General features: G+C 68.3%; 10 protein-coding genes. 6 read left to right on the forward strand and 4 right to left on the reverse strand.

The window, feature by feature from the left end; all coding sequences use genetic code 11:
* Window positions 1-97: 97 nt before the first annotated feature.
* Entirely contained in the window at window positions 98-472 is a 375-nt protein-coding gene (locus AACH40_RS01465) for a PepSY-associated TM helix domain-containing protein (protein ID WP_338643907.1), read from the forward strand.
* 259 nt (window positions 473-731) lie between these two features.
* Here AACH40_RS01465 and AACH40_RS01470 read toward each other — a convergent pair whose 3' ends face one another.
* Window positions 732-1,382, reverse strand: coding sequence for a TetR/AcrR family transcriptional regulator (locus AACH40_RS01470; RefSeq protein WP_338643908.1), 651 nt, complete (start codon window positions 1,380-1,382; stop codon window positions 732-734).
* 179 nt (window positions 1,383-1,561) lie between these two features.
* Between AACH40_RS01470 and AACH40_RS01475 the strand changes: the two genes are divergently transcribed.
* The 3 genes from AACH40_RS01475 to AACH40_RS01485 are packed head-to-tail and all read left to right on the forward strand — an operon-like array spanning window position 1,562 to window position 7,025.
* Entirely contained in the window at window positions 1,562-2,563 is a 1,002-nt protein-coding gene (locus tag AACH40_RS01475; RefSeq protein ID WP_338643909.1) for an efflux RND transporter periplasmic adaptor subunit, read from the forward strand.
* Window positions 2,560-5,643, forward strand: coding sequence for an efflux RND transporter permease subunit (locus tag AACH40_RS01480; RefSeq protein WP_338643910.1), 3,084 nt, complete (start codon window positions 2,560-2,562; stop codon window positions 5,641-5,643). Before AACH40_RS01475 ends, AACH40_RS01480 begins: the two co-directional genes overlap by 4 nt.
* The gene (locus tag AACH40_RS01485; protein ID WP_338643911.1) at window positions 5,640-7,025 is read left to right on the forward strand and encodes an efflux transporter outer membrane subunit; all 1,386 of its coding nucleotides are present in this window, start codon (window positions 5,640-5,642) and stop codon (window positions 7,023-7,025) included. Before AACH40_RS01480 ends, AACH40_RS01485 begins: the two co-directional genes overlap by 4 nt.
* Before the next feature lie 3 nt (window positions 7,026-7,028).
* Here the strand turns inward: AACH40_RS01485 and AACH40_RS01490 are convergent, their stop codons facing one another.
* Together AACH40_RS01490 and AACH40_RS01495 are read right to left on the reverse strand one after the other, a co-directional pair.
* Complete coding sequence (locus tag AACH40_RS01490; protein ID WP_338643912.1) at window positions 7,029-7,817, reverse strand: glutathione S-transferase family protein; 789 nt, start codon at window positions 7,815-7,817, stop codon at window positions 7,029-7,031.
* Window positions 7,818-7,890: 73 nt separating this feature from the next.
* Window positions 7,891-8,415, reverse strand: coding sequence for a hypothetical protein (locus AACH40_RS01495; protein WP_169494377.1), 525 nt, complete (start codon window positions 8,413-8,415; stop codon window positions 7,891-7,893).
* Between the two features lie 145 nt (window positions 8,416-8,560).
* Between AACH40_RS01495 and AACH40_RS01500 the strand changes: the two genes are divergently transcribed.
* Both AACH40_RS01500 and AACH40_RS01505 read left to right on the forward strand, forming a co-directional pair.
* On the forward strand, window positions 8,561-9,697 hold the full coding sequence (locus tag AACH40_RS01500) for a pyridoxal phosphate-dependent aminotransferase (RefSeq protein ID WP_338643913.1): 1,137 nt from the start codon (window positions 8,561-8,563) through the stop codon (window positions 9,695-9,697).
* Between the two features lie 77 nt (window positions 9,698-9,774).
* On the forward strand, window positions 9,775-10,884 hold the full coding sequence (locus AACH40_RS01505; protein ID WP_338643914.1) for an NADH:flavin oxidoreductase/NADH oxidase: 1,110 nt from the start codon (window positions 9,775-9,777) through the stop codon (window positions 10,882-10,884).
* 66 nt (window positions 10,885-10,950) lie between these two features.
* Here AACH40_RS01505 and AACH40_RS01510 read toward each other — a convergent pair whose 3' ends face one another.
* Window positions 10,951-14,106: an autotransporter domain-containing protein gene (locus tag AACH40_RS01510; protein WP_338643915.1), complete on the reverse strand. Its 3,156-nt coding sequence runs from the start codon at window positions 14,104-14,106 to the stop codon at window positions 10,951-10,953.
* Between the last annotated feature and the right edge of the window lie 128 nt (window positions 14,107-14,234).

Below are 14,234 nucleotides of genomic sequence, written 5' to 3' on the forward strand. Positions count from 1 at the left end.
TGATATACCCTCTCGATGGCCTCGATTGAGCATCATATGGCGAATCCCGAAGTCTCGATCGAGGCGCACATTGGGAAGTGCTGCCAAGCGCTGAGCGATGCCCGCCGCCGGCGAGATCGGTCCGATCATGGCCCGCACCAGTGCGGTAATCGCGGCGCATCCCGAAATTCCGGTGACGCAGGTCACGCTCAACCTGACGGGTCCTGCCGTTACCGTCGAGGCCGGGGCCGGGGGGCCTCCGGGAAGCCCGATGCTGAAGATCGACGCCGCGAGCGGCAAGCTGATACCGCAGCCGCCGGTCGAGCCGGACTTCCACAACGTGCTGCAGGACATCCATGCCGGCTACATCGCGGGCTGGACCGGGCGGATCATCAGCGTCCTGTGCGGCATCAGCCTGATCGTGCTGAGCATCACCGGGCTGGAGATGTGGTGGACGATGCGCAAGCGCGGCAAGAAAAAGGGCCTGTGGTGAAAGGCTGGCCGAAGGGGGCGGGCACCCCAAGTTGACAAAGTTGACAGACTACAATGGGCGAAGTGTGCTTGTCCGGGCGGCACGGCGCCACCAGGGCGCCGGAAGGCGCCATGGAATTGATTTCGCTTGATGTTCCGGACGATCATGGCCGCCCTGATACACCCATGACGGGCATGTAGGACAGGGCGGCCATCCTTGCGTATGCAACAAGCGCGTCAACCGGCGTTTGGTGAGCGGGATCGGGTGAGCGGAAGTCCGGTCAGCGAGGATCGGCATCCGGCTGGTAGAGCGCGCAGACCGCTTCGAGATGGTGCGCGATCAGCGCTTCGCGATCGGCCCAGGGGAACATCGGCCGGGCGATCAGCAACGAGGTGAGGCCGTGGACCGAGGCCCAGATCGACTGGGCCTGGATCTCGATCTCTTCGGTGCTTCGGCCGAGCACGCGCGCCAGCACTTCGCGCAGCATGTCGAACGCGCCCTGGCCGGCGGCGAGGACCGGATCCTTGCCCTGCTGGACCAGTTCGGCCACCGCCGGGTCGGTTTCCTGCATGAAGGCAAGGCGGTACATGTCCGGGTGGGTCAGGCCGAAATCGATGTAGGCACGGCCCAGCCGGTAGAAGTGTTCGCGGGGGGAGGCCGGTTCGGCAAGCACCCGGCGTGAAGCTTCGGCAAGGCCGGCGAAGGCGCGCAGGCACAGTTCGGCCGAGATTTCATGCGCGCTGGCAAAGTGGGCGTAGAGCGAGGGCTGCGAAATGCCGACCGCCTGCGCGATCTGGCGCGTGGAGACCTGCGCCATGCCGTGCTGGGCGAACAATTGCAGCGCCACGTCGAGAATCTGTTCGCGCCGATCGCCGCCGCGGCTGCGACGATCGTTGGCGGCGGGGCCAGTCGGATTGGTGGTGATCGTCATGCTTCTATTTCGTGACCGGGGGCAGAACCTGATTGACATTGCAAATTGCAACCTATCATAGATAGCCTATCACGGATAGGGGGATTCGGGAAATGGGGAGGGGGCAGGTCATAGCCATAGTCGCAGGACTTGCGACAGTTGGCGTTCTGGCCATCGGGGTGAATCGGGGCAAGGCAGATGTGCCCGCGCCGACCGCAGCCGCCCCGATCCCGGTCCGCGCCGTGGCCGTCGGTGCAGCCGGCAGCGGCGGCTCCGCTTCGACCGGCAGTCCGGGCGAGAGCTTTGCAGCGACGATCCACCGCGAGCGCGAGGCGACGCTGTCCTTCCGCCTGCCGGGGCGCCTGATTTCGAGCCCGCCGCGCGAAGGCGCCCGGCTGGGCGCGGGCGCGGTTGTCGCCGCGATCGAGGCGACGCCGTGGCGCGCGGCGCTGGTGCGCGCGCAGGCCGAGGAAGACCGCCTGTCGCGCGCGGCGGCCCGCTATGCCACGCTGGCCCCCGATGGCGCGGTGTCCGATGCGCAGGCCAGGGACGCGCGCGATGCGCTGGCGGCGGCCCGCGCCGGCGTGGCGGCGGCCCGCTACGATCTTTCGAGTGCAACCCTGACGATGCCGTTTGCCGGCGTCGTCCTGGCCCGCCGCGCCGAGATCGGCGAGACGGTGGCGGGCGGCCAGGCGGTGGCGATGGTGGCGGACCTCTCCTCGCCGATCATCGCCACCGCCCAGTTGCCGGCGGCGCGTGCGGCTGGACTACGGCCCGGTGCGATGGCGCAGGTCACGGTGCCGGGGCTGGCGCGGGCGATCGCGGCGCGGGTCATCCGCGTCGGCGCTGCCAGCGATGCGCGCTCGGGCACGGTCGCGGTCGACCTGGCGCTGAATGGCGCGGGTGCTTTGCCGAGCGGACTGTCCGCTTCGGTACGGTTCGACGCGCCGGTTTCGGCGCAGTCCCCGACGGCGGCAAGCGAAGCACTGGTTCCGGCCGAGGCGATCCTCGATGCCGCGGGGACGCGCGCCTTCGTCTACGTGATCGACCAGCGCAACCGCGCGCATCGCGTGGAAGTGCGCTTTGCCGGGTTCGACGACCGCATGGCGCGGATCGGTGGCCTGGCCCCGGGGGCGCGGGTCATCACCGCAGGCGCGGGCTTCGTCGGCGAGGGCGAGGCGGTGCAGGTGACGGGCGAATGAACCGGATCATCGAATTCGCGGTCAAACGCTGGCAGTTTTCGCTGCTGGCCTTTGCGATGGTGATCGCACTGGGGCTGAACGCGTTCTTCTCGATCCCCCGGACCGAGGACCCGCAGCTCAACTTTCCGAACTATTCGGTGATCGCCGTGCTGCCGGGCGCAACCCCTGCGGACATCGAGCAGCAGGTGACCAAGCCGATCGAGGACGCGCTGGCGGGGCTGGACGGCCTGCGCGAGGTGCGTTCGACCAGCGGCGACGGTGTGGTGCAGGTCCACGCCGAATACGTCTGGGGCACCGATCCCGAGCGCAAGTACGATGAAGTGGTGCGCGAAGCGAACGCGCTGCGCGCGACGTTGCCGGCCGGGATCGTGCGCTTCGAGGTGCAGCGGGCGCGGCCGACGGGCGTGCCGATCGTGCAGGTTGCCCTGCTCAGCCGCATCCTGCCGATGCGCGCGCTGGAAAAGCAGGGGCAGGATCTGCGCGATGCGCTGGCGCGCATTCCCGGCATTCGCAAGGCCGAAGTGCTGGGCGCGCCGACCAGCGAACTGCGCGTGGCGCTCGATACCGCGCGGATGGCCGCGCTGGGCATCGCGCCGGGCCAGGTGGTCGAGGCATTGCGCGCGGGCGGTGCGGACACGCCCATCGGTACGGTCAATGCCGGAAACCGGCGGTTCAACGTGCGCTATGCCGGGACCTATCCCGACCTTGCCGCCGTGCGCGCGCAGCCAGTGCGGGTCGATGGCGGGCGGCCGGTGCTGGTGGGCGATGTGGCGCAAGTCGAATGGGCGCAGCGCGAACCGACGCAGATCGTACGCTTCAATGGGCAGCGTGCGCTGCTGGTCACCGCCGAGCAGGCCGACGGGCAGGACGTCCGCCGCCTGACCGATGCCGTGCGCGGCGAAGTCGACCGCTTCCGCATGACCTTGCCCGGCAGCGTCCGGATGCAGATCGGCTTCGTCCAGGCGGACAACGTGCGCCATCGGCTGGGTGCGTTGACGCGGGACTTCCTGCTCGCCTTCGTGATCGTGGCGTTCACGCTGCTGCCGCTGGGCTGGCGCGCGGCGGGGGTGGTGATGATCTCCATCCCCGTGTCGTTGCTGATCGGCATGGGCATTCTCGCCATGACCGGGGTGGGGCTGAACCAGATGGCGATTTCGGGCTTCGTCATTTCGCTTGGCCTGCTGGTCGACGATGCCATCGTGGTGATCGAGAACGTGGCGCGCTGGCTGCGCGACGGCGCCGACCGGATGACTGCGGCGATTGCGGCGACGCAGCAGATCGCGCTGGCGGTGCTGGGTTGCACCGCGTGCCTGATGTTCGCGTTCCTGCCGCTGGTGGCGCTGCCAGAGGCGGCGGGATCGTTCATCCGTTCGCTGCCCATCGCAGTGCTGGGAACCGTGCTGGGGTCACTGATCGTGGCGATGACGCTGATGCCCTTTGCGGCCAGCCGGCTGCTGCCGCGCAATGGCGATGCCCACGGCAATCCGATGCTGCGGGCAATGACCACGGGGATCGAGCGGGTCTATGCCCCGGTGCTGCACCGCGCGCTCGAAGCGCCGAGGATGGCGCTGGCGATCGTGCTGGGCGTGTCGCTGCTGTCGGTGCCGCTGGTGATGGGCATCGGGACCAGCCTGTTCCCGCCGGCCGAGCTGCCGCAATTTTCGATCAAGATCGAGATGCCGCGCGGCACCGCGCTCGCGACGACCGACGCGCTGGTGCGGCAGGTCGAACAGGCGGTGCGCGTCGAGCGTGACGTCGCCTGGACCGTGGCGAGCGTGGGTCGCGGAGGGCCGCGGCTCTATTATAACGCGCTGCCGACGCCGGAGGACCCGGCAACCGCCGAAGTGCAGGTGGCGCTGAAGGAATGGGACCCGCGCACCAGCCCGGCGTTGCAGGACCGGCTGCGCGCGAAGTTCGCGCAGATGGCGGGCGCGCGGATCAAGCTGGTCAACTTCCAGCAGGGGCCACCGATCGAAGCGCCGATCGCGGTGCGCATCGTCGGCCCCGACATCGACACGCTGCGGCGGCTGGCCGACCGGGGCGAAGAGCTGATGCGCGCGATGCCCGAGCTGCGCGACGTGGCCAACCCGGTGCGCGCAGCCCGGACCGACGTGGTGCTCGACGTGGACGAAGCGCGGGCAAGGTCGCTCGGCGTGGCGGCGGGTGCGCTGCGCCAGGCGGTGCAGGTGGCGCTGGGCGGCGCCAATCCGGCGGTGCTGCGCGACCGGGACGGCGACGATTATCCCGTGACGGTGCGCCTGCCGATGCAGGGCCGCAACGAGATTTCGGCGCTCGACCGCGTGTTCGTGACGGGGGCCAGCGGCGGAAGCATTCCCTTGTCCGCGCTCGCCACCGTGCGGCTGCAATCGGGCGTGGCGCAGATCGAGCGGGTGCAGCGCGAACGCGCGGTAACGCTGACCGCCTATGTCAAGGACGGCGTGCTTTCGAGCCGGGCTTCAAGTGCGACGATCGACACGCTCAAGCGCAAGCTGGTGCTGCCGCCGGGCTATGCGTTCAAGGTGGCGGGCGAGGCCGAGGCGCAGGCGCGCAGCTTTGGCGGGCTGCTGCCGGCGGTTGTGGTGGCGACGGTGGGTATTCTGGCCGTGCTGGTGCTGGAATTCGGGACGTTCCGCAACGTGGTGGTGATCGCGGGCGTGGTGCCGCTGGGCTTCTTCGGCGCGGTGGCGGCGCTGTGGCTGACCGGGCACAGCCTGTCGTTCACCGCCTCGATCGGGCTGATCGCGCTGGTGGGGATCGAGATCAAGAATTCGATCCTGCTGGTCGATTTCACCGAACAGCTGCGGCGCGACGGCATGCAGATCCGCGCGGCGGTGGAGAAGGCGGGCGAGCTGCGCTTCCTGCCGGTGCTGCTGACATCCATCACCGCGATCGGCGGGCTGCTGCCGCTGGCAGTGGAAGGCAACGGGCTCAACGCGCCGATGGCAATCGCGATGATCGGCGGCCTGATCACCTCCACCCTGCTGGCGCGCATCGCCACGCCGGTGATGTACCTGCTGCTGGCCGAAAGGGCGGAGCGCAGGCGAAAGCCGGTGATCAGCACGAAGGAGGCCCTGGCATGAAGCGGCTGGTGTTCGTGGCGCCGCTGCTGCTGGCGGGTTGTGCGGCAGGCAGCGCCTATCGCGCGCCGAGCCTGCCGGTGGCCGATGCGTGGAAGGCGGCGGCGGCAACGCCTCGCCCGGCGCCGGGGGCGTGGTGGAAAAGCTTCGGCGACTCCGCGCTCGATGCGCTGGTGGAGCAGGCGCTCGTCGCCAACCCGGACATCGACGTGGCGCTGGCGCGGGTGGAGCAGGCGCGCGCAGCGGCGGGGATGGCCAAGGCGAGCCAGTTGCCATCGGCCAACGTGACCGGATCGCTCGCGCGCTCGCAGCAGTCGCTCGAGGACGGGCTGGGTCGGCTGGCGCGCTATGTGCCGGGGTTCGGGCGGACGCAGGACCGCGCGGCGGCGGCGATCGAGGCGGGCTGGGACGTGGACTTTGCCGGCGAGTTGCGGCGCGGGCGCGAGGCGGCGCTGGCCGATCTCGTCGCGGCGCAGGCGGGAACGGATGCGGCCCGGCTGGCGGTGGTGGGCGATGTGGTCGACACCTACCTCGGCCTGCGGGGCAGCGAGGCGCAGCTTTCAGCGCTGGAGGCGCGGCGCGCGATCCTGGCCGAGCGGCTCGAGATCATGCGCAGGCGCGTGGCGACGGGCGAAGCGGCGGCGAATGCGCTGGAAGAGCCCACCGCGACGCTGGCGGTGATCGACGCGCTGGTGCCGCAGGTGCGCGGCGGGGTGGCCGTGGCCAAGGGACGGCTGGCGATCCTCGTCGGCAAGCCTGCTTCGGCGGATCTTCCCGAGCTGGCGCAGGCGGGCGCGATCCCCACGGCGGCGGACCCTGCGGCGGGCGTGCCGTCCGACCTGTTGCGGCGAAGGCCGGATCTGGTGGTGGCCGAAGCCAAGCTGCGCGCGAGCCATGCGCGGGTGGGCCAGGCGCTGGGCGAATACTGGCCCAAGATCAGCCTGTCGGGCCTGCTTGGCTTTGCGACCAATTCGCTGGCGAGCTTCGGCACGGGCGATTCGGCGACGGCACAAGGCGCGGTCGGCCTGCGCTGGCGCTTGTTCGACTTCGGCAGGGTGGATGCCGAGATCAGGCGCGCCAAGGGGGCGGAGAAGGAAGCGCTGGCGACCTATCGCGGATCGGTGCTGCGCGCAGGGGAGCAGGTCGAAAGCGCGTTCGCGCGCCTTGCCACCGCACGCGCTGCGTTGGCCGCACGCGAAGATCAGGCGGCGGCGCTGGCGCGGGCGGCAGAGCGCGCGGGCAAGGCGTTCAAGGTGGGCGAGATCAGCCGCGACCAGCTGCGCGCGGCGCAAGCGGTGCGGCTGGACGGGGTAGATGCCGTGCGCGATGCGCAAGTCGAAGTGGCGCGCGCGGTGCTGGGGTGCCACCGCGCGCTGGGAGGATAAGGGTCAGCCGGCGAAGCGGGCGAGATCGGTGAAGCGGATATTGTCCTTGGCAAGGCCCTGCGTCACCACGTCGATGCCGCCGGCGCGGATCATCCATTCGAGCCGGTGATCGCGGTACTGTCGCTTGAACAGGCCGGCATCGAGCAGGGCGGCGACGTGGCCCATCGGTTCGACTTGGGTCTTCGCTTCGGCAAAGGTCGCTTCCACCGAAGGGCGCTGGCGGACGCGTTCGAGCCAGTCGGACAGCGGCGTGCCGCGTTCGGGCGCGAAGCCGAAGATGCCCGACATCATCACGTAGGGTGCGGCACAGAGATCGGCCCAGCCGAAGTCCGCGCCGGAAAGCCAGCCGCTGGCGCTCAGGTGGCCCGACAGCCAGGCCTGCAACTGCGCGGTCTCCTTCTGCGCCACGGCGCGGAAATCGTCGACCCGGTCGGCCCCGCGACCGAAGAAGCGCACTTCGCCCAGGCCCCAGTTGATCGCTTCGTAATGCGTGTCGCAGACCTCCTCGATCATCCGGCAACGCGCGCGTTCGAGCGGATCGGCCGGGCGCAGCGCGGGCGAGGGGTGCGCGTCTTCGAGATATTCGAGGATCACGCTTGAATCGTAGAGCGTGTGCGCATCGCCGACGACGAGCGCGGGCACCTCCATCCGCGGGTTGTGGCGGGCGTAATCGTCGTTGTTGCCCGCACCGATGCCGGTCGGCAGGCTCTGCGTGAAGGCCAGTCCCTTTTCGCGCAGCATGATGCGCACCTTCTGGCCATAGGGGGAAAAGGGATGATCGTAGAGCAGCATGGGGCAGGTGGTCTTTCGTCGCAAAAGACCGGGCGGAAGCAGCGCTCCCGCCCGGTCCGGATGGCAGATATGATCAGGCGGCGGCGGCGACGCGTGCGGCGCGGCTCGCCATGATCCGGGCACCGATGAAGAAGATGCCGCCGAAATAGAGCGCCGAAAGCGCGATCGAGGCGAAGACGTTGGCGAAATTCTCGCCCGCCTGGATGAGCGGGGCGTTCATCACGGTGACGAACAGCATGTAGCTGGCGTTGAAGAATAACGGCAGGCGCTGGGCGATGACCATGAACAGCGCGACGATGATGATGCCGAGCGCCAGCAGCACGAGGCCGGTGTTGCCGGTGACGGTGCCGAACTGGACGAGGTAGCTGGTGGCGGTGCCGCACAGCGCACCGATCACGGCGGCGGGCAGCTTCTTGAGATCGCTCATGTCGACGCTCGACCAGAACCACAGCAGGGTGAAGCCGGCATAGAGCGGCTGCAGGTGCAGCGCGGTGCCCAGCGCGATGAAGCCGGCGAGCAGGACGACCGCGGCAAAGGTGATGGCGGCAGCGATGGCGGTCGACGGTGGTGGCGTCGCCGGGTGGGAATCAGCAGACATGGACCTCTCCTTGATGCGCCTGGTTCGAGCCGGCGTCTGTGCGGCATTGGGACACGGTCGCGCCTGCCTGTCAATCACTTGAGTAAGTAAGCCGGCGCCATCCGTCGCGGATTTGAACCTTGCCGCCCAGATGCTAGGAGCGCGCATGCCCGCGATACTCGAACCGTTTCACGCCATTTCGATCTCCACCATCGCCCACCGGCTGAAGGCCGAGGGGCGCGAGGTGATTCACATGGAATTCGGCCAGCCTTCGACCGGCGCACCGGCGGCGGCCATTGCTGCCGCGCACCGCGTGCTCGACGTCGATCCGATGGGGTATTGGCAGAGCGACGGGCTGAAGGCGCGGATCGCGCGGCACTATGCCGAGACGTGCGGCGCGACGATCGCGCCCGAGCAGGTGATCCTGACCAACGGCGCTTCGCCCGCGCTGGTGATGGCGCTGTCGCTGCTGTTCGATCCGGGGGCGCGGGTGACCATCGCGCGGCCGGGCTACGTCGCCTATCGCAACAACCTGCACGCGCTGTTCATGGAGCCGGTGGAGCTGCCTTGCGGCCCGGACGAACGCTACCAGATCACCGCCGCCGCGCTCGAAGCGCTCGATCCGGCGCCCGACGGGGTGATCCTGGCGAGCCCCGCCAACCCTACCGGCACGGTGATCGAGGCCGACGAGCTTGGCCGCATCCTGGCCGTGTGCAAGGCGCGGGGCATCCGCGTGGTGTCGGACGAGATCTACCACGGCATCACCTATCGCGAGCCGGCGCTGTCGGTGGCCGCGCTCGATCCCGAAGCGCTGATCGTCAACAGCTTCTCCAAGTATTTCAGCATGGCGGGCTGGAGGCTGGGCTGGCTGATCGTGCCGCCGGCATTGATCACGCAGGCCATGGCGCGGATGGGCAACCTGTTCCTGACGCCGCCATCGCTGGCACAGCACGCCGGGCTGGTGGCATTCGACTGCCGCGACGAGCTGGAAGGCCACGTGGCAACATATGCGCGCAATCGCGACCTGCTGCTGGCGGCGCTGCCCGAGCTTGGCCTCAAGCGCATCGCGCCGCCGGACGGGGCGTTCTACATCTGGGCGGACATCGGCCACCTGACCGACGACAGCCTGGCCTTCTGCGAGAAGCTGCTGCGCGATACCGGCGTGTGCACCGCGCCGGGGATCGACTTCGATCCCGTGGAAGGCCGCCGCTTCTTCCGCATGAGCTTTGCCGTTTCGACCGCGCTGATCGAGGAGGCCATCGCGCGGATGAAGCCCTGGTTTGCCGCCTTCAAGAAGGATTGATCCGGCCGGGGTGCTGTAACGCGCGGGATGCACCCCATGTGGTGGAACGTTCGGTCCTCTCCGGGAGTTTGCCGCGAATGTCCAAGCCCAAGCTGTTCGAGCCCATCACCATTGACGGGCTGACGCTCGCCAACCGTATCGTCATTGCGCCGATGTGCCAGTATTCCGCCGAAGACGGGCGGATGACCGATTGGCACGCGATCCACCTTGGCAGCCTTGTCCTGTCCGGCGCGGGACTGCTGACCATCGAGGCGACGGCCGTGCTGCCCGAAGGGCGCATCAGCGATGCCGACGTCGGGTTGTGGGACGACGAGACCGAGGCCGCGATGGCCCGCGTGCTGGAAACGGTGCGTCGCCATTCGCCCATGCCGATCGCCATCCAGCTGGCCCACGCCGGGCGCAAGGCCTCCACCGCGCGGCCATGGGACGGCGGCAAGCAGATCGCGCCCGATGCCCCCAATGGCTGGCAGACCGTGGCCCCCTCGGGCGTCCCCTATACGCCGGGCGACCATGCGCCGGTGGCGCTCGATGCAGCCGGGCTGGCCGAAATCCGCGATGCCTTTGCCGCCTCGGCCCGCCGGGCGGCGCGGCTGGGGCTCGATGCGGTCCAGATCCATGCCGCGCACGGGTATCTGCTGCACCAGTTCCTTTCGCCCATTTCGAACCAGCGGACCGACGAATATGGCGGCAGCCTGGAAAACCGCATGCGCTTCCCGCTGGAAGTGTTCGATGCGGTGCGGGCAGCCTTCCCCAAGGAGCGCCCGGTCAGCGTGCGCGTGTCGGGCAGCGACTGGGTCGATGGCGGATGGGACGAAGCGCAGACGGTGGTCTTCGCCCGCGCACTGGAAGAACGTGGCGCTTCGGCCATCCACGTTTCGAGCGGGGGGCTCGATCCGGCGCAGGCGATCCCGGTAGGCCCCAATTACCAGGTGCCGCTGGCGCGGGCGGTGAAGCAGGCGGTCTCGATCCCGGTCGTCGCCGTGGGCCTGATCACCGAAGCACAGCAGGCCGAAGCGATCGTCGCGACGGGCGATGCCGATCTCGTCGCGGTGGCGCGGACGATCCTCTACGATCCGCACTGGCCATGGCACGTGGCGGCAGAGCTGGGCGCGCAGGTTGCGGCGCCGAGCCAGTACCTGCGCAGCCAGCCCCGGCAGTATCGCGACCTGCTGCAGCCTTACGCCTGACGCGAAAAGGGCGGCGCCTCCCCGGGGGAGGTACCGCCCTTGACGCGACCCTTGGGGGCTTTCCGGTTACATCGCGATGCTGAACGAGGCGCGGGCCGAATAGGCCATGCCGCCGCCCTGAATCTTTTCCGCACCGCCCGACAGCTTCCAGGTGTAGTCCAGCCCACCCTGGAGGATGCTGAGCGAGCCGATCCAGGCCGACTTCAGGTTTTCAGGCGTCAGCGTGTAGCTGTCGCCGGTGACGGTTTCGGCGGTGAGCTTGCCCAGTTCGCCAGCGAGGTGGCTGCGGCGGCCGCCTTCCAGCTCGACCGTGAACGGACGGCCTTCATAGCTCGATGCACCCGCGCTCCACGATGCGACCAGCGTGGTATTGGCGTTGACCACACTCGAATTGCGGCCCGCGACGATGAGCGCCATCGCTTCGCTGCCGGTCTCGGTGTAGTTGTTTTCGTGCAGGCGGTAGTATTCGATCGTCGCCTTGGGCTTGAGCGCGAAGCCGCTGCCGACGTCGAACTTGTACGATGCGCCGCCGCTCGCCGAGGCGAGCCAGCCCTTCCAGTCGCCGCTGGTGCTGTAGCTGAAATCGGTGCCCGAAGTCGTGCCGGTGAAGTCGCGGGTGGCCTTGAAGCTGTTCTTGGCGATGCTGCCGCGGGCGAAGGCGTAGAACGGGCCCTTGGCGAGGCGCCAGAACAGGCCGAGTTCGTAGCTGGTGCCCTTCACCGTCTGGTAATCGCCGGTCTTGGCATTCCCCGAGAAATACAGGAACGATGCACCGACATTGCCGAAGCCCAGATGGCGTTCGAGACCGAGCGAGATGCCGAAGCCGTCGGTCTTGAAGCCCGATCCGGTGGCGTCTGCCTGGCGGGTGCCGCGGTAGTAGATCGGTTCGAGCCAGCCGCCGAAGTCGCTGATCGTGAAGATCGAGGAATCATCGGTGACGTGCTGCGCGCCAAGGCGCGAGGCGCGGGTGACGAGATCGAAGGCGCCGCCGTTGAACACGGGCAGCAGCTGCGCGAACTGGCTCTTGAGCGCATCGACGTCGGACACTTCGAGCAGGCTTGCCTGCAATGCGGAGTATTCCACGGCAGTATTGAGGATCGCGCCGTAGGCGGAGGCCTGCGCGGCGTTGAGGCCGAGCTGGTCTGCGGTCTTGCGCGAGATGGTCAGCAGCAGGTCATTGTTCTGCTGCGTCAACGTGCCGTTGTAGAGCACTGGCAGATCGAGTGCCGAGCTGGCGATGTTGCTGGCCCCGGTAAGCGTGCCTGCGCTGAGCACGGTGTAAGTGCCTTCAGCCTCGGCAAGCGAGGAGACCGTGGCCGAAACCTTGGCGCCGCTGGTAAACGTCGCGGTGTCGGTCACGAGCTTCGAGCTGGTGCCGGTATCGCCATCGACATAGACGCGCAGAATGCCGTTCGCGCCGACGTTCAGCGCGTGGATCGTGGTGGTGCCGGTGGCGTTGGCGCCGAACGTGCCGCTGTTGACGTTCACCGTAAGCTGCGAACCGCCGGTGACCGAACCCAGCCAGCGCGCGCCGTCCGACAAAGTGGCGGTGACGAGCTGGTCGTTGGCAACGAGGTTGCCGGTAAAGCGTGAATTGCCGACCATCGTCAGCGTGCCGGTGCCGGTGCCGAAGTCGATGTTGCCTATCCACTTGGAATCGTCAGCCAGCTTCACCGTGTCGTTGCCTGCGCCGAGGTAGGCGTTGCCCGTCACCTTGCCACTTTCGATGTCCAGCGTGTCGTTGCCGGAGCCGGTATAGATGTTGCCGGTGATCGTGGTGTAGACGGTCGCGGTGTCGACGTTATAGCCGCTCGCAGCCTTGTCCGTGGTCTGGCTGGCGGCATCCGTAGAGTTGAGCGACTGGGTGATCGTCACGCCCGAAGTATTGGCCGAAAGGTCGATCGCGGCGAGCTTGTCCTCGCTCGATCCGGTGACGGTGATGTCGCCGGTGTTCTTGATCGTCGATAGCGTGCCCGACAGATCGCGGATGGCGTAGGATTCGCCGATCCCCGGTGAGCTGATCACCGCCTTGATCGTGCCGTCGTTGGTCAGGCTGGTGACCGTCGAGCCCGAATTGATCAGCAGCGCGATGGCCGAGGAATCGACCGTGGTCGCGGTGATCGAGCCGCTGACGCCGATGCCGTTGGTCAGGGTGACGTTGCCGCCCTGGCCGCCGATGACCACGCCGCGCGCGTTGGTCGAGGAATAGTACGAGGACGCCGCGACCGAACCGTCGATGGCGAGCGAGAAGGTGCCAAGGTTCGCAGCGACGCCGCCGATGGTCGTGTCGCTGGTGCCGCCGATCAGCAGGGCCGGGCTGTTGCCATAGGAGATGATCGAGCCGCTGGTCTGGTCGGAGGACGAGGTGCTGGCCGGCGCATAGACCCAGATGCCGCCCGCGACGTTGCCGCTGACTTCCACCGCCGCGACGCCGCTTTGCAGCGCGCTGCGCGACAGGGTGAGCGTGGAGCCGCCGTCGGTGGTCAGGCTGGTCGACTGGCGCAGCGTGCCGTTGATCTTGAGCAGGCCGCCGACGTCGCCGGCGACATCGAGCACTTGCGCGCCCTGGCCCACGACCGAGATCGTGCCGCCGACCGACAGGTTGCCGGTGACCGCTGCAGTGCGAATGCCGACGCTGTCGTCGCCGACGATGGTGATGGTGCCGGTGTGGGTCAGGCTGCCGTTCAGCGTCGAATCCACGGCGATGCCCGCCGAATCGAGGCCATCGACCGTGATCGTGCCGCTGCTGCTGATCGAGCCGGTGAGCGTGCCGCCCGAGGCGACGTGGATGCCATAGCGGTTCGAGACGGTGGCCAGCGGCCCGTCGGCGATGCTGTTGCTGTCCGCATCTGGCACCGAATAGGTCTGGGTGACGGTGATCGTGCCGCTGTTGTCGATCGTGGTCGAAACCGGCGCGATGAAGATGCCGGTGGCGTTGTCGACGGTGCCGGCGGTGATCGTGCCGCCGCTGGCGACAGTGATGGTGTTGACCGAATCGACCGTGGCTGCAGCGCCGCTCGCAACCTTCAGGTTGCCGCCGCTGGCGACCGTGATGTTGCCGGCGGTGGAGGTGGCCAGCGGGGTGGTGGAGGTGCTCGAAACAGTGGTGTCGGCCATCGCCGGGGCGGCTGCCGCCAGGCCTGCAGGAACCAGCGCGGCGGCGATCATCGCGCGCGCGGCGGTCGAGGAGAGGAAACAGTCGTGACGAAGGCGCTGCATCATTTATCCATCCGAAGAAGAGCCTGCGCACTGGTCTGGAGACGGGTGCGCAGGCCCAGTTGTTTCGTCAGCACACCCCGCGGGGACTTTGCGAAGTGCGCAAAACAAGAGGTGGAAGCCGCACGGCTGGT

It is taken from the genome of Novosphingobium olei (assembly GCF_037076535.1).
Lineage (GTDB): Bacteria > Pseudomonadota > Alphaproteobacteria > Sphingomonadales > Sphingomonadaceae > Novosphingobium > Novosphingobium olei.

Bases quoted from the DNA above. Each gene is read 5' to 3' on its own strand.
- AACH40_RS01465 (WP_338643907.1), top strand. From the start codon at position 98: ATGCCCGCCGCCGGCGAGATCGGTCCGATCATGGCCCGCACCAGTGCG.
- AACH40_RS01470 (WP_338643908.1), bottom strand. From the start codon at position 1,382: ATGACGATCACCACCAATCCGACTGGCCCCGCCGCCAACGATCGTCGC.
- AACH40_RS01480 (WP_338643910.1), top strand. From the start codon at position 2,560: ATGAACCGGATCATCGAATTCGCGGTCAAACGCTGGCAGTTTTCGCTG.
- AACH40_RS01485 (WP_338643911.1), top strand. From the start codon at position 5,640: ATGAAGCGGCTGGTGTTCGTGGCGCCGCTGCTGCTGGCGGGTTGTGCG.
- AACH40_RS01490 (WP_338643912.1), bottom strand. From the start codon at position 7,817: ATGCTGCTCTACGATCATCCCTTTTCCCCCTATGGCCAGAAGGTGCGC.
- AACH40_RS01495 (WP_169494377.1), bottom strand. From the start codon at position 8,415: ATGTCTGCTGATTCCCACCCGGCGACGCCACCACCGTCGACCGCCATC.
- AACH40_RS01500 (WP_338643913.1), top strand. From the start codon at position 8,561: ATGCCCGCGATACTCGAACCGTTTCACGCCATTTCGATCTCCACCATC.
- AACH40_RS01505 (WP_338643914.1), top strand. From the start codon at position 9,775: ATGTCCAAGCCCAAGCTGTTCGAGCCCATCACCATTGACGGGCTGACG.
- AACH40_RS01510 (WP_338643915.1), bottom strand. From the start codon at position 14,106: ATGATGCAGCGCCTTCGTCACGACTGTTTCCTCTCCTCGACCGCCGCG.